Source organism: Peribacillus frigoritolerans, assembly GCF_040250305.1.
In the GTDB taxonomy this organism is placed as follows: domain Bacteria; phylum Bacillota; class Bacilli; order Bacillales; family DSM-1321; genus Peribacillus.
On sequence record NZ_CP158190.1, the window covers coordinates 1,621,728 to 1,639,038 of the forward strand.

17 protein-coding genes and 1 other annotated feature (1 of these 18 running past the window's edge) are annotated in these 17,311 nt (G+C 40.2%); of the genes, 11 read left to right on the forward strand and 6 right to left on the reverse strand.

The features are described from left to right. Positions 1 to 154 precede the first annotated feature (154 nt). Both rnjA and ABOA58_RS08040 read right to left on the reverse strand, forming a co-directional pair. Complete coding sequence (gene rnjA, locus ABOA58_RS08035; protein ID WP_034314071.1) at positions 155 to 1,825, reverse strand: ribonuclease J1; 1,671 nt, start codon at positions 1,823 to 1,825, stop codon at positions 155 to 157. A gap of 3 nt (positions 1,826 to 1,828) precedes the next feature. Continuing rightward, a complete protein-coding gene (locus ABOA58_RS08040; RefSeq protein WP_034314070.1) occupies positions 1,829 to 2,038 on the reverse strand; it encodes a DNA-dependent RNA polymerase subunit epsilon in 210 nt (69 codons plus the stop codon). An 886-nt stretch (positions 2,039 to 2,924) separates the two neighbouring features. Here ABOA58_RS08040 and ABOA58_RS08045 point away from each other — a divergent pair. After that, positions 2,925 to 3,692, forward strand: coding sequence for a Cof-type HAD-IIB family hydrolase (locus ABOA58_RS08045; RefSeq protein ID WP_350301907.1), 768 nt, complete (start codon positions 2,925 to 2,927; stop codon positions 3,690 to 3,692). 47 nt (positions 3,693 to 3,739) lie between these two features. Here the strand turns inward: ABOA58_RS08045 and def are convergent, their stop codons facing one another. Then, on the reverse strand, positions 3,740 to 4,294 hold the full coding sequence (def, locus tag ABOA58_RS08050; protein ID WP_350301908.1) for a peptide deformylase: 555 nt from the start codon (positions 4,292 to 4,294) through the stop codon (positions 3,740 to 3,742). 240 nt (positions 4,295 to 4,534) lie between these two features. Further along, positions 4,535 to 4,690 carry a YjcZ family sporulation protein gene (locus ABOA58_RS08055; RefSeq protein WP_063231991.1) on the reverse strand — a complete coding sequence of 52 codons (156 nt, stop codon included), beginning with the start codon at positions 4,688 to 4,690 and terminating at the stop codon, positions 4,535 to 4,537. A gap of 214 nt (positions 4,691 to 4,904) precedes the next feature. On the opposite strand from ABOA58_RS08055, the gene ABOA58_RS08060 reads away from it, so the two are divergent. From ABOA58_RS08060 to ABOA58_RS08090, 7 genes are all read left to right on the forward strand, one after another. Then, positions 4,905 to 5,564, forward strand: a complete 660-nt coding sequence (locus ABOA58_RS08060; RefSeq protein WP_350301909.1) for a YkyA family protein — start codon at positions 4,905 to 4,907, stop codon at positions 5,562 to 5,564. A gap of 644 nt (positions 5,565 to 6,208) precedes the next feature. Then, on the forward strand, positions 6,209 to 7,324 hold the full coding sequence (gene pdhA / locus ABOA58_RS08065) for a pyruvate dehydrogenase (acetyl-transferring) E1 component subunit alpha (protein ID WP_241590432.1): 1,116 nt from the start codon (positions 6,209 to 6,211) through the stop codon (positions 7,322 to 7,324). A gap of 3 nt (positions 7,325 to 7,327) precedes the next feature. Next, complete coding sequence (locus tag ABOA58_RS08070) at positions 7,328 to 8,305, forward strand: alpha-ketoacid dehydrogenase subunit beta (RefSeq protein ID WP_034314063.1); 978 nt, start codon at positions 7,328 to 7,330, stop codon at positions 8,303 to 8,305. 120 nt (positions 8,306 to 8,425) lie between these two features. Further along, positions 8,426 to 9,784 (forward strand): dihydrolipoamide acetyltransferase family protein, encoded by a 1,359-nt coding sequence (locus ABOA58_RS08075; protein ID WP_101224535.1) that lies wholly within the window; start codon positions 8,426 to 8,428, stop codon positions 9,782 to 9,784. Positions 9,785 to 9,787: 3 nt separating this feature from the next. Continuing rightward, a complete protein-coding gene (gene lpdA / locus ABOA58_RS08080; protein WP_133348424.1) occupies positions 9,788 to 11,200 on the forward strand; it encodes a dihydrolipoyl dehydrogenase in 1,413 nt (470 codons plus the stop codon). Positions 11,201 to 11,470: 270 nt separating this feature from the next. Continuing rightward, positions 11,471 to 11,728, forward strand: coding sequence for a hypothetical protein (locus ABOA58_RS08085; protein ID WP_306804763.1), 258 nt, complete (start codon positions 11,471 to 11,473; stop codon positions 11,726 to 11,728). 46 nt (positions 11,729 to 11,774) lie between these two features. Then, positions 11,775 to 12,602, forward strand: coding sequence for a polysaccharide deacetylase family protein (locus tag ABOA58_RS08090; RefSeq protein ID WP_350301910.1), 828 nt, complete (start codon positions 11,775 to 11,777; stop codon positions 12,600 to 12,602). Positions 12,603 to 12,628: 26 nt separating this feature from the next. Here the strand turns inward: ABOA58_RS08090 and ABOA58_RS08095 are convergent, their stop codons facing one another. After that, the gene (locus ABOA58_RS08095; RefSeq protein WP_350301911.1) at positions 12,629 to 13,063 is read right to left on the reverse strand and encodes a DUF1885 family protein; all 435 of its coding nucleotides are present in this window, start codon (positions 13,061 to 13,063) and stop codon (positions 12,629 to 12,631) included. Between the two features lie 585 nt (positions 13,064 to 13,648). Here ABOA58_RS08095 and ABOA58_RS08100 point away from each other — a divergent pair. Then, entirely contained in the window at positions 13,649 to 13,774 is a 126-nt protein-coding gene (locus ABOA58_RS08100) for a GapA-binding peptide SR1P (protein ID WP_072272684.1), read from the forward strand. A gap of 144 nt (positions 13,775 to 13,918) precedes the next feature. Here ABOA58_RS08100 and ABOA58_RS08105 read toward each other — a convergent pair whose 3' ends face one another. Continuing rightward, the gene (locus ABOA58_RS08105) at positions 13,919 to 15,376 is read right to left on the reverse strand and encodes an aminotransferase class I/II-fold pyridoxal phosphate-dependent enzyme (RefSeq protein WP_350301912.1); all 1,458 of its coding nucleotides are present in this window, start codon (positions 15,374 to 15,376) and stop codon (positions 13,919 to 13,921) included. A 417-nt stretch (positions 15,377 to 15,793) separates the two neighbouring features. Here ABOA58_RS08105 and ABOA58_RS08110 point away from each other — a divergent pair, with 417 nt between their 5' ends. Both ABOA58_RS08110 and ABOA58_RS08115 read left to right on the forward strand, forming a co-directional pair. Next, entirely contained in the window at positions 15,794 to 16,753 is a 960-nt protein-coding gene (locus tag ABOA58_RS08110) for an NAD(P)H-dependent flavin oxidoreductase (RefSeq protein ID WP_350301913.1), read from the forward strand. Positions 16,754 to 16,809: 56 nt separating this feature from the next. Beyond that, a complete protein-coding gene (locus ABOA58_RS08115) occupies positions 16,810 to 17,085 on the forward strand; it encodes a UPF0223 family protein (RefSeq protein ID WP_063596342.1) in 276 nt (91 codons plus the stop codon). Positions 17,086 to 17,154: 69 nt separating this feature from the next. Next, positions 17,155 to 17,311: a binding site (T-box leader), on the forward strand; it runs 73 nt beyond the window's last position.

Sequence of the window (17,311 nt, forward strand, 5' to 3'; positions counted from 1 at the left end):
TTCTATCTAACTGTTAAAACAAAGTTGATTGGAGCGGGTGTTCGAGGCTCCGGGCCGCCCGCGGAAAGCTAGTGCCTGGAGCGGAATTCAACGTTCAAGATTTACAAACCTAAACAAAAAAAGCCCAGCCAAATGATGGCTGGGCTTCTATTATTTATTGCACTTCCATGATGATCGGCAGGATCATCGGACGGCGTTTAGTTTTTTCATATAGGAATGGAGATAGAGTGTCAGTAATTTCATTTTTGATTTCAGACCATTGTGTAGTTTTGCGATCCATCACCTTATTTAAATGCTTGGTGATCAAGGATTGAGCATCGCTGATCAGGTCTCCTGATTCTCTCATATAAACAAATCCGCGTGAGATGATGTCAGGACCAGATGCAATTTTGAATTCCTTCATATTGATGCTGACAACGACAACCACAAGACCTTCCTCGGAAAGAATCCGACGATCACGGAGAACGATATTTCCGATATCCCCGATACCGCTTCCATCGATATAAACCGAACCTGAAGGGATTTTACCAGCGATTTGTGCTGTGTTTTCACTTAAGGAAAGAACTTCACCATTATCCATGATAAAACAATTTTCTTCCGGAACTCCGCAGTCGACTGCATGGCGGGCATGAAGTTTTTGCATACGGTATTCACCATGGATCGGCATGAAGAATTTTGGTTTTATCAAACGTAGCATTAGCTTTTGTTCCTGCTGTCCGCCATGTCCTGATGTATGAATGTCATTCAAAGGACCTGAAATGACGTCTGCTCCTGCACGATATAATTGATTGATCGTTCTGGATACACTGATTGTGTTACCTGGGATGGGTGAAGAAGAAAATACGACAGTATCACCAGGGATGATTTGAATTTGACGGTGAGTGCCATTCGCTATGCGCGACAGGGCTGCCATTGGTTCCCCTTGGCTGCCTGTACAAAGGATGGTTACTTTATTCGCAGGCATGCGATTCAATTGCTGTACATCAATAAATGTATCTTTAGGCGCTACGATATAACCAAGATCTTGTCCGATTGATATGGCTGAATCCATGCTTCGGCCAAAAACGGCGATTTTGCGTCCGTTAGCCACGGCTGCTTCCACAACTTGCTGAAGGCGATGGATGTTCGATGCAAACGTTGCAAAAATGATCCGGCCGTCAACCTTACGGAAAATATCTTGAATGGTATCGCCGACACGGCTTTCGGACATAGTAAAGTTCTGCACTTCACTATTTGTGCTATCCGAGAGTAAGCACAATACGCCTTCTTTTCCGATTTCCGCCATCTTGGTCAGGTTAGCAGGCTCGCCCACTGGTGTGAAGTCGAATTTAAAATCACCAGTATGGACAATTTGTCCAGGTGGCGTTTTAACGACGATCCCATAAGAATCAGGGATACTGTGAGTTGTGCGGAAGAAAGAAACGGACGTCTTCCGGAACTTGATCACTTCATCTTCACTGATTTCAATCATGGTTGTCTGACGTAAAAGGCCGTGTTCTTCCAATTTATTACGAAGCAGTCCAAGTGCCAGCTTCCCGCCGTATACAGGGACATTCACTTTTCTAAGTAAATAAGGAATCCCGCCAATATGGTCTTCATGGCCATGGGTAATGAAGACACCTTTAATTTTATCTACATTTTTCTCTAAATAGCTGTAATCTGGAATCACATAGTCAATACCGAGAAGTTCATCTTCAGGAAATTTAATTCCAGCATCAATGATGATGATTTCATCTTGAAACTGAACAGCATATGTGTTCTTACCGATTTCGCCTAAACCGCCCAGGGCGAATACAGCTGTTTGATCATTTTTTACAAATTTCATAAATTATAGCTCCAATACTTTGTAATCTTCATTTTGTTTTTCATATTCTAAATATGCTCCGGTTACGGGTAGTACGATTTCTACGTTATAAGGTTCTTTTTTTAATTTTAAACGGACGTCACGAACGGATTCACCTTCGACAAACATTGTTTTAGTATTCTCCCTGATGGGAACCTCTGATATGGTTACTTGATAGTATACCTTAAAAACCATTTTAATCTCTCCTCACTTGTTTGCATTGCTTTTTTCATTATATATAAAAACAACAATTTTTTCATGTTTTTCAACATCATGTAAAAATAAACCCAGCTCCGCCATAAAAACGGAAGGGGTTTGATGAATTAAATATACCAATGTCTAAAAGTATATAAAAAAATAGATGGCAGATTTGGTATCAATCCAATTGTAGCTTCCTCTATCTTATATCCTATCCGTTTTTGCCATGTGTAAAACTTAAATCATCTGATCTTTTTTTCGTAAACGATTTCTTTCTAAATTAATCTAGTTTCAATGTGCACACCGTTTCATGAAAAGACAACGACTCATATTTTGATTGAAATATGTATTCACCTGACCATATAAAAGCCAAGATAGAAAGAATGCTTAACAAGAACTTTACAACAAGGAAGAAGCCCTCCGCAAGTTTTTGAAGGGCTGTCCGAAAAAAATTCGCATATGGATGACGGCCAAGGCAGGAATGAGTGGCAAATCATGCGATAGTTTTTTTTCTTAAAAGATCATTCCACTGTTTAACAAGCTTTTTACGAAGCTTTTTTAACATGGCGATCACGCTCCCTTAGTTATTATTGTATAGGATTATTCAATAATGTAAATACGTCTTTACAGGTACTTGGCCCATTTTTGAAAAAAAAGGCTCATTCAAACTAGCAACTGGGATTTTAGAGGCAAGAAGGGTGGGAGAAGTGTAATCGGAAAGCCTTAGTTGATTTCTGATTAACAATAGTATATGCCCATTCCCGAATAAAAAACGTAACTTTGAGGTGGATCCGGTAGAGTTACTTGACTTATCTTGATGACAATTATTAAATGGGTACATATTAAAAAAGGAAAAAATGAATGAATTGGAAGTGAATCGTTAGTGAAAATCGTATTCTTTGATATTGACGGAACATTGCTTGATCATGAAAAAAAGTTACCTGCTTCAACAAAAAAAGCCATTAAGCAACTGCAGGATAGCGGGGTTTTTGTAGCGATTGCCACAGGAAGGGCTCCGTTCATGTTCGAGTCCTTAAGGGAAGAGCTTGGCATCGATACATTCGTAAGTTTCAATGGACAATACGTTGTTTTTGAAGGGAAAGTCGTTTATAAAAACCCTTTGAGCAAACCTGAGATAAAACGGCTCCACGAACATGCTGAAAATAATGAAATCCCGATCGTTTTCATGAATGATGAGACAATGAAATCGAGTGTTCCTCATCATAGCCGAATTGAAGAGGCATTAAGCAGCCTGAAGTTTCCCCATCCTGAACATGTGGCAGATTTTTATGAGAACCATGAAATATACCAAGCCTTGTTATTCTGCTCGGAAGATGAAGAAGGGAACTTTGTTGGGAATTATGATGACTTTCACTTCATTAGATGGCATGAGTATTCCACGGATGTACTTCCATTCGGGGGTTCAAAAGCTGAAGGCATTAAAATATTAATGGAAAAAGTCGGGTTTGCTCTGGAGGATGTTTACGCCTTTGGAGATGGCTTAAATGATATAGAGATGTTAAAAGTAGCGGGATATGGCGTGGCAATGGGGAATGCTGGTCAACTTGTGAAGCAAGAGGCCGACTTTGTAACGAAGGATGTCGATGATGATGGCATACTTTTTGGTTTGAAGGAACTTGAATTGATATAAAAAACAAAACCCCCGTCAACCAACTTGCGGGGGTTTTGCTTATTACGTTACCTTTCCACTGCAATAGAATTTTCCGGAATGGCATAAGGGTCTTCCGGGTTGATATGATCATAGAACATGATTCCATTAAGGTGGTCGATTTCATGTTGAAAGCAAATGGCTGCGATGCCTTTCAGGCGGAGTTTAACCGACTTTCCTTCCAGGTCGGTACCCACAACCGTTATTCGAGCATAACGGGGCACATAGCCGGAAACGGGACGATTTACGGAAAGGCAGCCTTCTCCGGATGTCAAGTATGCTTTTTCCACTGAATGGCTAATGAGTTTAGGGTTGAAAAGTGCATAGCTATACAGTTGATCATCTTTTTCTTTCAAATGAACCGCAATCATCCTTTTTGAAACATTCACTTGAGGTGCAGCCAAGCCAATGCCTGCCCTTAACCCATATATAGCAGCAATATCGGGCTTCTGGCTGTTTTGGACATATTCCATCAGGCTGGCTAAAAGTTGTTTATCTTCATATGATGCCGGAAGCGGAACCTCTACCGCGACTTGCCTTAAGATTGGATCGTCTTCATTAACAAAATCATCCATGGTTAGCATAATCTTTCACCCCATAAAAATTCTAATAATATGTATAGGGTTATTTTAACAAAAAAAATGCTGAAAGTTAATGGATGGTCTAATGAAAGAAAAATGGAAGGGATGGAATCAAATCGATTAATTCCTATCCCAACCATTATTTTATTTGCCTGTAGAGGTCTATTAAAAAAAATAGATCATTTTTTGTGAATCAGGGTAAATAGTTAACATTTTCGGGTAAAGGTAATAGTAATTACCTGCTTAGCATAAGCACGCGCCGACAATGATTAGCAGAATGAACAGGACAATGATTATGGCGAAGCCGCTTCCAAAGCCGCAGCCTCCACCATCACCATAACCATAGCTGGGTGCAACGGAAACCGGATAACAACATTCCTGGTTGGAACCTCCATACATAATTTCATACCTCCGTTTTTGTATTATTAAAATGCTGACCACTCTGATTTGAAACGGTCCCTACAGCCTATGCAGTATGGTTTAAAGGGTGTAGGCTAGCGCCCAGTAATGAAAAAAACCTGTTCGGAATATTATTGTAACAAGTGTCAGCGGCTTATAAGGGAATTTAGAGAAATATGAATCTTCGAAGAATTATCAGAAGGAGCTGTCTATTTTGAATCGTTTTGGCCCATATGTTATTTTACTTCTTTCTTTAGTGGTCTTGACTGGTTGTTTCAATGGTTCACCGGAAGAAAGAATCCACAAAATCCTAGAGAAAACTGCAGAAAAGGAAAGTGATTTCACCGAGAATCAAGAGCCTCTTAATGATTTGGAGAAAAAAGAAAAAGAAAAATATGAGAAAATCATTAAACTTGGATTGGATGATTATGAACAGATCGTCGAGCTCTCAGATGAAGCAACCAAGAATATCGACCAAAGGGAAGAAATAATTGAAAAGGAACAAAGCAGTATGCAATCCTCAAAAGAACAATTCAATCAGATTGACGAACAAATCGGGAAAATAGAGGATGAAAAGATAAAAAAAGAAGCGACTGAAATGAAAAAGGTCATGAGTGAGCGCTATAGCACCTACGATAATTTATATGATGCCTATCAACAAAGTCTGGCTTATGATCGTGAATTATATGAACTGTTTAAAAAAGAGGATTTGAAAATGGATGAATTACAAATGCAAATCGAGAAAATCAATACTTCTTATACAAAAGTTTTAAAAGCGAATGAGGAATTTAATGCATTAACGGAAAAATCAAATCAAAAAAAAGAAAGTTTTTATGATAGTTCCGGCATAGAAATGGCTGATTCAACAAAATAATATAAATAATGATGGGCTGTGATCCTCAATCACAGCCCATATTTTATTCCACCCAGTCCATTTATGGACTGAAAATTTCTAGAATGATCTTTTTTTGTGTAACCAAATTGATGTGAGATTTTATACCTGTACTAAAAAAAATCGATAATTAAAAATCTAACAGCAGCGTTATATGAAAGCGTTTGAACGTTTTTTTGGAATATTATTCCGAAGCCTCAAATGCCTTTAGTTAAAGCGGTTTTGGAATCGATGGGATATGCGGGGGAATTGAAATGTTATCCTTCGCCAACCTTAAATCGATAAAGACGTAAATTTTAATAGTACAGTTGTAAAGTGAAAACTAATACAGAGAAGAAGTATGAGTGCTGGAAATTCTATTAAATCAAAATTATAAGGAGCTCCAAGTGATTGACTTGATGTTAATTCATCTTGTAAACTTAATCTATAAAAATTCTTGTATCATTTTCCTTGATTTTTTTTATGGTACAGAATAAGATTGAGACATATTAAGCATATCCACGTTTGAGGGATTGGTCTTAAGGGAAAAATAAAAGAATGTATTGTTGAAGAAACTAAAAAGCAAACTTTTTTTGCTTTATAGAATAATAATAGCAAACCTTTTTAATGAAAGGATGAGGTGCCAAATGGCTCAAAAAACTAAGCAAGCTAAAATTAATGTTCAAGATCAGCTTAAGAAAGTAGAAGAACAATTTGAAACTTTTCAAATTTTAAATGAAGAGGGAGAAGTCGTTAATGAAGCGGCTATGCCTGATTTAAGTGATGAACAATTGCAAGAATTAATGCGTCGTATGGTTTATACACGTATCTTGGATCAACGTTCCATATCACTGAACCGTCAAGGCAGATTAGGTTTCTATGCACCGACTGCCGGTCAAGAAGCTTCTCAAATCGCTTCCCAGTATGCTTTGGAAAAAGAAGATTTCATTCTGCCTGGTTACCGTGATGTTCCGCAAATCGTTTGGCATGGTCTGCCGCTTTGGCAAGCATTCTTATTCTCCCGGGGACACTTTAAAGGAAATCAAATTCCTGAAGACGTCAATGTCATTTCCCCTCAAATCATTATCGGCGCTCAATATATCCAAGCTGCCGGAGTGGCTCTTGGGTTGAAGAAACGCGGGAAAAAAGCTGTTGCCATTACATATACGGGTGACGGTGGAACCTCACAAGGTGACTTCTATGAGGGAATTAACTTTGCAGGTGCATTTAAAGCGCCAGCTATCTTCATCGTGCAAAATAACCGTTTCGCAATCTCGACACCGGTTGATTTGCAATCAGCAGCTAAAACATTGGCTCAAAAGGGTGTGGCTGCAGGTATTCCTGGAATCCAGGTTGATGGTATGGATGCGTTGGCCGTTTATACAGCCGTTAAAGAAGCACGTGAACGTGCAATCAATGGTGAAGGCCCTACATTGATTGAAACATTAACTTACCGTTATGGTCCGCATACGATGGCTGGGGATGACCCGACACGTTACCGTACTTCCGAAATGGATAACGAGTGGGAACTGAAAGATCCATTGGTTCGTTTCCGCAAGTTCTTGGAAAACAAAAAACTTTGGAATGAAGAATTAGAAAACGAAACGATAGAAAAAGCAAAAGACGATATTAAAGAAGCAATCAAATTGGCTGATGCAGAACCTAAACAAAAGGTTACAGACCTAATTGAAATCATGTATGAAGAAATGCCTTATAACTTAAAAGAACAATATGAAATTTATAAAGAGAAGGAGTCGAAGTAAGCCATGGCTCAATTGACGATGATTCAAGCAATTACAGAAGCATTACGCACAGAACTTAAAAATGACGAGAATGTACTCGTTTTTGGGGAAGATGTTGGTCTTAATGGAGGAGTTTTCCGTGCAACGGAAAATCTTCAAAAAGAATTCGGTGAAGATCGTGTATTCGATACACCTCTAGCTGAATCTGGAATCGGTGGATTAGCGGTCGGTCTTTCTTTACAAGGTTTCCGTCCTGTTCCTGAAATTCAATTCTTCGGATTTGTATATGAAGTAATGGATTCCGTAAGCGGTCAGCTTGCTCGTATGCGCTACCGTTCAGGCGGACGTTACAGTGCACCTGTTACAATTCGTTCACCTTTTGGAGGAGGAGTGCATACACCGGAAATGCATGCTGATAGCTTAGAAGGTTTAATGGCTCAGCAACCAGGGTTAAAAGTAGTTATCCCTTCCACTCCTTACGATGCAAAAGGCTTATTGATTTCTGCGATTCGTGATAATGACCCTGTCATTTTCCTTGAGCACATGAAATTGTACCGTTCTTTCCGTCAGGAAGTTCCTGAAGAAGAATATACAATTCCATTAGGAAAAGCGGACGTGAAAAGAGAAGGAACGGATTTATCCATTATTACGTATGGTGCGATGGTGCAGGAATCCATCAAGGCAGCTGAGGAATTGGCTAAGGATGGTCATTCCGTCGAAGTGGTCGACTTACGTACTGTATCTCCATTGGATATCGATACAATCATTGCTTCTGTAGAAAAAACAGGACGCGCTATCGTTGTTCAAGAAGCACAAAAGCAAGCTGGTATAGCAGCAAATGTTGTAGCGGAAATTAACGAACGTGCCATTTTAAGCTTGGATGCTCCAGTACTGCGAGTGGCGGCAGCTGATACGGTATTCCCGTTTTCACAAGCTGAAACAGTATGGCTCCCTAATTATAAAGACATTATTGAAACGGCGACTAAAGTCTTGAAGTTTTAACAATCTTAAGTAATGGAATGAATGTCCTGCTTGGGAAAGTAGTTTTGCATTAACGGTAATGCAAGATAAAGGACTTTATTCAAAGCACTAAGTATGATTTAATATAGGAGGTTGAACTCAGTGGCATTCCAATTTAGACTCCCTGATATCGGAGAAGGTATACACGAAGGTGAAATAGTGAAATGGTTTGTAAAACCAGGAGATAAGATTCAAGAGGATGACGTGCTTTGCGAGGTTCAAAACGATAAGGCCGTTGTTGAAATCCCATCACCGGTGGAAGGTACCGTTGAAGAAATCCTTGTTCAAGAAGGAACGGTTGCCGTTGTTGGCGATGTGCTTGTAACTTTCGATGCTCCAGGTTATGAAAATCTTCAGTTTAAAGGGGATCATGGAGAAGAAGCGAAGGCAGAAGGCGAGAAGAATACGGAGGCCCAGGTTCAAGCAACTGCTGAAGCTGGACAGGAAGTCAAGAAAGAGGCTGCTCCGGTTCAAGAAAATAGCGGAGTAACGGGCGCGGGAGCACAACCACAGGTTGAGGCAGATCCTTCACGACGTATTATCGCCATGCCTTCTGTCAGGAAATATGCACGCGAACAAGGGGTAAACATTCGTGAGATCTCTGGTTCTGGGGATAACGGCCGCATCATGAAAGAAGACATAGATGCTTTCAAAAACGGCAAAACCGCTCCACAGCAACCAGCAGCTCAAAGTGAAGCTTCACAACAAAATGATACGGAAACAACCGAAAAACAAAAAGTTTCAATTCCAGAAGGGCAATATCCTGAAACTCGCGAGAAAATGAGCGGTATGAGAAAAGCGATCGCAAAAGCAATGGTTAAATCCAAGCAGACAGCTCCGCATGTAACATTAATGGATGAAGTCGATGTGACGCTATTGGTTGCTCACCGTAAGAAATTCAAGGAAATTGCTGCAGAAAAAGGAATCAAGCTTACATTCCTACCTTATGTTGTTAAAGCGTTAACAAGTGCATTACGTGAATTCCCTATGCTAAACACATCATTTGATGATGAAGCTAGTGAGATTATCCATAAACACTATTACAATATCGGAATTGCGGCAGACACAGATAAAGGACTGCTCGTTCCAGTTGTAAAAGATGCAGATCGTAAATCAACTTTTGCTATTTCACAAGAAATTAACGAATTAGCGACGAAAGCCCGTGACGGCAAATTGGCTCCTAACGAAATGAAAGGTGCTTCTTGCTCCATTACGAATATCGGTTCCGCAGGCGGTCAATGGTTCACACCTGTAATCAATCATCCAGAAGTTGCCATTCTAGGGATTGGACGCATTGCCGAAAAAGCAATTGTACGCGACGGGGAAATTATCGCCGCTCCAGTTCTGGCATTATCACTGAGCTTTGATCACCGCATGATTGATGGAGCAACAGCTCAACATGCATTGAATCATATCAAAAAGTTATTGAACGACCCAGAATTATTGTTAATGGAGGCGTAAACAATGGTAGTAGGAGATTTTCCAATCGAAACAGATACTTTAGTGATCGGTTCAGGCCCAGGGGGATATGTTGCCGCAATTCGCGCAGCACAGCTTGGACAGAAAGTAACGGTCGTTGAAAAAGGAACAATCGGCGGAGTTTGTTTGAATGTAGGCTGTATCCCATCGAAAGCTTTAATTTCGGCTGGACACCGTTTCCATGAAGCTCAGCATTCAGAAGATATGGGTATCTTTGCAGAAAAAGTTACGGTTGATTTTTCTAAAGTACAAGCTTGGAAAGGTTCTGTTGTCAAAAAATTAACAGGCGGTGTAAGCAGCCTATTAAAAGGCAATAACGTTGATGTTGTAACTGGCGAAGCTTATTTCGTTGATGAAAACAGCATCCGTGTTATGAATGATGACTCAGCCCAAACATATACATTTAAAAACGCAATCATCGCCACTGGCTCATCGCCAATCGAGATTCCGTCATTTAAATATACGAAACGTGTACTTAATTCCACTGGCGCTCTTGCTTTGGAAGAAGTTCCAAGTTCGATCGTAGTAATCGGCGGAGGTTACATCGGAACTGAGCTTGGCGGAGCATTCGCAAGCTTTGGCACTAAAGTGACCATCCTTGAAGGTACGGAAGAAATCCTTTCTGCAGGCTTTGAAAAACAAATGGCAGCACTTGTTAAGCGTAACCTTAAAAACAAAGGTGCTGAAATTGTCACTAAAGCTAATGCTAAAGGCGTGGAAGAAACTGAAACAGGCGTAACAGTTACTTATGAAGTAAAAGGCGAAGAGAAAAAAGTTGAAGCCGATTACGTTTTAGTAACAGTTGGACGTCGTCCAAATACTGCAGAAATCGGCCTGGAACAAGTCGGTATCAAAATGACTGACCGAGGTTTAATCGAAACGGATAAACAATGCCGTACAAGCGTGAAAAACATTTACGCAATCGGTGATATCGTTTCTGGGCCTCAGTTGGCTCATAAAGCTTCTTATGAAGGTAAAATTGCAGCTGAAGCCATTGCAGGACATTCATCTGAAATCGACTATCTTGCTATTCCGGCTGTTGTATTCTCTGAACCGGAACTTGCTTCTGTCGGTTACAATGAAAAAGAAGCGAAGGAAGCTGGAATCGAAGCGCTTGCTTCTAAATTCCCATTCGCTGCAAATGGACGTGCTCTTTCCTTAAATAATACGGACGGATTTGTGAAGCTTATTACTCGCAAAGAAGACGGATTGGTTATTGGAGCACAAATTGCAGGACCAAACGCTTCTGATATGATTGCAGAACTTGGTTTGGCTATCGAAGCAGGAATGACTGCCGAAGATATAGCAATGACAATCCATGCACATCCAACATTAGGGGAAATCACAATGGAAGCTGCTGAAGTTGCCCTTGGAACGCCTATCCACATCATTAAGTAATTGAGTTATATAAAAGCGTACTGCTAATGCAGTACGCTTTTTTTTGGCCGGATTAAAAAAATGAAGGATGACTCCCCATTCATGATTTTCTTCACACTAGTTAAATGAAAAGGACAAAAAGGGCATAAGCTATAAAAAGGACTTCTTACTTTTTTCCTTGAAAGGGTTTGAAAAAGTTAATAGAGGATAAAAAATAAGATGAGCGATGTGCTATAGGAATATTTTTTGCCAATAAAAAGATCATGGCTGATATATTCATATTAAAATGAGGTGGATCACTTGAAAAACTATCTGGTAATCCTCTTTCAACTAATCGTTTGGAGCGGGTATACATTAGTTGAATGGCTGTCTGTTAACGATCGATTCGTTTTCAAAGTATTCATGTTTCTGGTCTTTTCTTATTTAGCCATCTACATTGGTAAGATGATTTTAAAATCCAATAGACGAACCATGCTTGTTACCGTGATAAGTCTATTATGTTACGGGATTTTGCAAATCCTTTTGGAAACGCTGGTACCCGTTTATTGAATTTTTAAGTAAGCCGCAATGACACACAATCAACCACGGAGGAATCATGATTAACAAAGTAGTAGCATTATTTACATTTGTATCATTTTTATTGATGGCTTGTAATGATCCGAGTTCCGGTCAAACTGAAAATGAGAATCAAAAAAGTGTTGAAACGACCACAACGATCCAAGATGAAAGCCATCAAGAGAAAGATTTGAAAAAAGAAACGTCAAAAACAATTGGCGAAAGGAATGTAAAGGCAGAATATCGGGTGAATAAAGAGAATTGGTCATTTAAACCGATTGGGGATGCAAATCCGAAAGTTGTGTTGTTAACATTTGATGATGCACCTGATAAATATTCCCTGGCAATCGCCCAAACCCTGAAGCGACTTAAAGTACCTGCAATATTTTTCGTGAATGGTCACTTTCTTGAAAATGATGAAAATAAAGCGATGCTAAAAGAAATTTATGAAATGGGTTTTTCTATCGGCAATCATACTTATTCCCATGTGAATTTAAAAGAGTTGACCGAAAAGGAACAGGAGCGGGAAATCGTAAAATTGAACAATTTGGTTGAGGGCATTACAGGGGTACGCCCTAAGTACTTCAGGGCGCCATTTGGATCGAATACCGAGCATTCAAAAAAAGTCGCTGAGAAAGAAAAAATGTTGGTCATGAACTGGACATACGGATATGACTGGGAAAAAGAGTATCAGGATAAAAAAGCTTTAACGGAAATCATGTTGAACAGCCCTTATTTAGGAAATGGCGCGAACTTACTGATGCATGACCGGAAATGGACGAGTGAAGCGATAGAGGATATCGTGAAAGGTTTTCAAAAGAAAGGTTATGAGATCCTTGATCCAAAATTAATTGAAACGCCTGCATGAGCCAATTTAGGCAATCTGCAGGTTTTTTATTTCCTTGGATAATAATACATCACCCGTTTATTGAAGAGGTGAAGCTGTGCCCGTAATTTCTTTGCAAGGAACTTGCACAATTCATTTGCTTTTCCCTTATCACCGAAAGTGGCTGTTTCAGGGAGGGTGAATTGGATATAGGATTGAATCCGCTCAGATCCATCTTCATCCTTAACGATCTCTTGGTCGACGCCTATCAATATCATGTGATATCGATCTTCTTTGGATTGGAGGTATATGGCCTTATCTTTCATTCTTGCCGGTTCTTTCATTTCATAAGGAAATGCCTTCTTATCATAGTCCCAATCCAGCTGCTTTCCGGTTTTCGCTGTGATCATTCGATAATAGTTCAGCAATTCTTTCACGTCTTCGATGGTTACAGTTCCTTTCGCGGCCTCAGGAACAAGTTTGATATAGGCATTTTCAGTCATGTGGATCCCCCTTAATAGAATGTAAGAATATATTAACATTTTATGGATGTATTATATACATATCTATATGTAAATGAAAAGGCGAAATTCCTTTTTCACCTTGCTATGCTGAAGCAAGGAGTATGATGCATTGAGTCAAGGGCCCTTCGTTTATAAATAAATTCCCGTGTTTTAAGAAAGGCTGTTTTCGCATACTTTGTTGCTATTTACCAAGTAGTGCGGTGTGGTTGATTTCCCCTCCAGATGCTCGCTTTCCGCGGGGCGGGCGGTGAGCCTCCTCGGCGTAAACGCCTGTGGGGTCTCACCTGTCCCGCTGCTCCCGCAGGAGTCTCGCACTTCCGCTCCAATCAACCTTAAATAGTTTCGTTTTAAAAACAACAATCTTTATGAAAAGAGCCTAAAAAAAAGAATCAGTCTAACGAACGATTGGAATGCAGTTCTTTCAAGATGATCGTTCATAAAGTGGGGAAAAGTATATATGTTATACTTTTTAGCTTGAAATAATAAATGTGTTATATTATAATTCATTTAAAGCGGTTACATTATATCAATAATGCATACAATATAGGGGAAGGGGTTGTAAAAATGGGAACTATCGTATGTCAAACTTGCAATAGCACGATTGAACATTTTGAAGATGAGAAAGTAAGTGTACTATATACACATAATCACAACTGCCAAAGCTGTGATACAGCTGCCTCTGAAAAATAAATCGAAAAAGGATTTCAAGATTAATAGAATTTAAGGGTGTTTCAGGATTGTAACCTGGAGCACCCTTTTTATAGAAGTCAGTGCTTAATATTAAAAGGTACAAAAAAACCAGAGCAGTACTCTGCTCTGGTTTGATGGAATCGATCAATTCTTAATAATGCGTAAATATTTTATTTCTGGGTCCTCAGGGCCTTGAACAGGAAGTCCGGCCTCGATGTTTTTCCGGATGTAATTGATATTATCTTCAGTAATCAATTCACCTGGAATGAAGATCGGGATTCCCGGCGGGTAAACCATGATGAATTCAGCGCTGATTTTGCCGACCGATTCCTCAATGGGAACCACTTCGGTTTCTGCATAAAATGCCTCCCTGGGTGATAAAGCCAGTGGTGGTGTATCAGGAAGCAGGACTTCAATTTTTTCATGTTCTGCAGCCATTTCCTTAAACTCATCCGATAAGTCTCTAAGGGCAGCGATCAGCAGATCCGCTTCTGTTTTTGAGTCTCCAGGTGTTATCAGGCAAAGGATGTTGTACAAGTCAGAAAGTTCCACTTCGATATTATGCTTTTCACGAAGCCATTTCTCGACGTCGTATCCGGTAATATTCAATTCCTTAATGGATATGATCAATTTAGTCGGATCATAGCTATATGCTGCCTTACTCTCGAGAATTTCGCTGCCGACACAGTATAGATAAGGAATCTCATTAACGGCCTCACGGATATACCCTGCGAGATTGATCGCTTCATCGACCATTTCCCTGCCTACCGTCGCAAGTTGTCTTCTAGCCGTATCCAGGGAAGCCAGAAGGATATAGGAGGTTGAGGTGGTTGTGAGCATGCTCAATATGGCTTGAACACGATTTGCGGAAACCAATCCAGTCTTAACATTCAATATGGAACTTCCCGTCAGTGAACCTCCCAGTTTATGAACACTCGTTGCAGCCATATCTGCTCCAGCTTGCATGGCTGACATCGGCAAGTCTTCGTGGAAGTGAATATGGACACCATGCGCTTCATCTACGAGTACTGGGATTTGGTGGGAATGAGCCACTTCCACTATTTTCTGCAAATCAGCCGAAATGCCGAAATAAGTGGGGTTGATGACAAGCAATCCTTTTGCATCGCTATGTTCGCTTAAAGTTTTTTCAACGGCCTCGACGGTGATACCGTGTGAGATGCCCAAATCTTTGTCTATTTCAGGATTGATGAAAATGGGAACAGCTCCAGAAAATACAATGGCGGACATTACGGATTTATGTACATTCCTTGGAACGATGATTTTGTCCCCAGGTCCGCATACTGTCATGACCATCGTCATGATTGCTCCACTTGTTCCTTGAACGGAAAAGAATGTGTGATCTGCCCCAAAAGCCTCGGCTGCAAGATCCTGAGCTTGTTTAATGATCCCTTTTGGCTGATGGAGATCATCGAGTGGAGCGATATTGATTAAATCTATGGATAATGCATTTTCTCCAATGAAATTACGGAAATCAGCGTCCATTCCTTTTCCTTTTTTATGACCTGGAATATGAAATTGAACGGGATTTCTTTTTGCATGCTGCAATAAGGCAGTGTATAAGGGTGTTTCATTCTGTGACAATTCTTTGTGGCCCCTTTTCAATAAAATAGGTACGAAATATTTGGGAGCATATACTCCCTTTCTATTAACGATCGTATGTTTCTCCGATTCCATTCAAATGGTTTGTAAGCTTGTGGATAGACATAAAACATATGAATTATAGCACGTCTTATAATAAATGCCTAGAGTGACTTTAATGTCCTGACTTAAACAATTTATATATGTCTTTGTTGTTAAGGGGCTCAATAAAATTATCTGCAGTTTATAAATGTCCATTTTCCTAGTATTTACTGGATTTACTCAAGAATTCTTCTTTTATTAATATTGTATTTGTGAGTTTAAAAATTGAACGGGTAAACAATATTTGCCATAATGAAGCTAATGATTTGGATTCAGCTAAATAAACAAACGACCAAAATGAAAAGGGAGATGAGGAGTTTGAAGTGGAAAACGCGTGTGACCGATTTGTTAGGCATTCAATACCCAATCGTACAAGGGGGATTGGCCCATTTAGCATATGCAGACCTGGCTGCGGCAGTTTCGAATGCAGGGGGGCTTGGGCAGGTAACGGCCATGTCCTTGGACAACCCGGAGCAACTGGTAGATGAAATTAGAAAAACGAAATCATTGACGGATAAACCGTTTGGTGTGAACTTTGCAATCGGTCAGCATGGAAGGCCTTATGAACACATGCTGGAAGCAGCCTTGAAAGAGGATATTGCAGCTGTTTCCGTAACCGGCGGCAACCCTGGCCCATTCCTTGATTACGTCAATGGCACCCAGGTGAAAAAACTTGTGCTTGTTGCTGCAAGAAGGCAGGCAATGAAGGCTGAACAGCTTGGGGCAGATGCAGTGATGGTGGTTGGTCAGGAGGGAGGAGGACATTTAGGCCGTGATGATATTGGAACTTCTGTGTTAATTCCTCAAGTTGTGGACTCCGTTAAAATTCCAGTCATCGCCTCGGGTGGATTTGGCGATGGACGCGGTTTGATGGCAGCAATGGCACTTGGTGCCGAAGGAATCGAGATGGGGACAAGATTCATAGCAGTCAAGGAGTGTGTTCATGCACATGAATTATATAAAAATACCTTGGTTTCCGGCACGGAAAATGATACCGTTATCATCAAGCGGTCCATTGGTGCACCAGCAAGGGTAATTGCTAACAGCTGGACCGATAAGATCCTTGATATAGAAAAAGAAAACGGCGGATATGAAGAATTGAAGGATTACATAAGTGGTAAAGCGAACCAGCGTTATATCCATGACGGTATTGAAGCTGAAGGCTTTGCCTGGGCTGGACAAGTGATGGGGCTGATTCATGATGTACCATCGACTGCTGAACTATTCAGTCGGATTATCGACCAGGCGGAAGCAATTCGTTCAAAATGGGCAGACTGATATAAATGGTCTGCCGGACAACATGAAAAACTATCTAGAAGGAGCGTGTTTAGGGTATGGATTATCAATATCCAATGGATCTTGATTGGTCTACTGACGAAATCGTAGATGTGATTAAATTCTTTGAAGCGGTAGAAAAGGCTTATGAAAATAAAATACAAAAGGAAGAATTCATGAAGGCTTACCGAAGATTCAAGGAAATAGTCCCTGGTAAGGCGGATGAAAAAAAGTATACGGATGAGTTCGAGTCAGTAAGCACCTATTCTGCCTATCTTGTTATAAAGAAGGCAAAAGGAATCGATGACGGAGAATGGATAAAAATGAAAAATTAAAAATATAATTTTTAGAAAACTCCATTGACTTACTGAAAAGATTGTTTTAACATAATAAACAAGAAAAAGATAAAGGCAGTGACGAAGAAGAGTACCTTAATGATGTTCTGCAGAGAGCCAGTGGTTGCTGAAAACTGGTGAACGAATTTAAGCGAATGGACTTCCGAGCCCCAAACCGAAACGGATAACGGAGTAGGCTTTGGCGATTATCTCATCGTTAATGGAG

What these genes read in the sequence shown, in the direction of transcription:
- rnjA (WP_034314071.1), bottom strand. Translation starts at nt 1,825, where the DNA reads ATGAAATTTGTAAAAAATGATCAAACAGCTGTATTCGCCCTGGGCGGT.
- ABOA58_RS08040 (WP_034314070.1), bottom strand. Translation starts at nt 2,038, where the DNA reads ATGGTTTTTAAGGTATACTATCAAGTAACCATATCAGAGGTTCCCATC.
- def (WP_350301908.1), bottom strand. Translation starts at nt 4,294, where the DNA reads ATGCTAACCATGGATGATTTTGTTAATGAAGACGATCCAATCTTAAGG.
- ABOA58_RS08055 (WP_063231991.1), bottom strand. Translation starts at nt 4,690, where the DNA reads ATGTATGGAGGTTCCAACCAGGAATGTTGTTATCCGGTTTCCGTTGCA.
- pdhA (WP_241590432.1), top strand. Translation starts at nt 6,209, where the DNA reads ATGGCTCAAAAAACTAAGCAAGCTAAAATTAATGTTCAAGATCAGCTT.
- ABOA58_RS08070 (WP_034314063.1), top strand. Translation starts at nt 7,328, where the DNA reads ATGGCTCAATTGACGATGATTCAAGCAATTACAGAAGCATTACGCACA.
- lpdA (WP_133348424.1), top strand. Translation starts at nt 9,788, where the DNA reads ATGGTAGTAGGAGATTTTCCAATCGAAACAGATACTTTAGTGATCGGT.
- ABOA58_RS08090 (WP_350301910.1), top strand. Translation starts at nt 11,775, where the DNA reads ATGATTAACAAAGTAGTAGCATTATTTACATTTGTATCATTTTTATTG.
- ABOA58_RS08095 (WP_350301911.1), bottom strand. Translation starts at nt 13,063, where the DNA reads ATGACTGAAAATGCCTATATCAAACTTGTTCCTGAGGCCGCGAAAGGA.
- ABOA58_RS08100 (WP_072272684.1), top strand. Translation starts at nt 13,649, where the DNA reads ATGGGAACTATCGTATGTCAAACTTGCAATAGCACGATTGAACATTTT.
- ABOA58_RS08115 (WP_063596342.1), top strand. Translation starts at nt 16,810, where the DNA reads ATGGATTATCAATATCCAATGGATCTTGATTGGTCTACTGACGAAATC.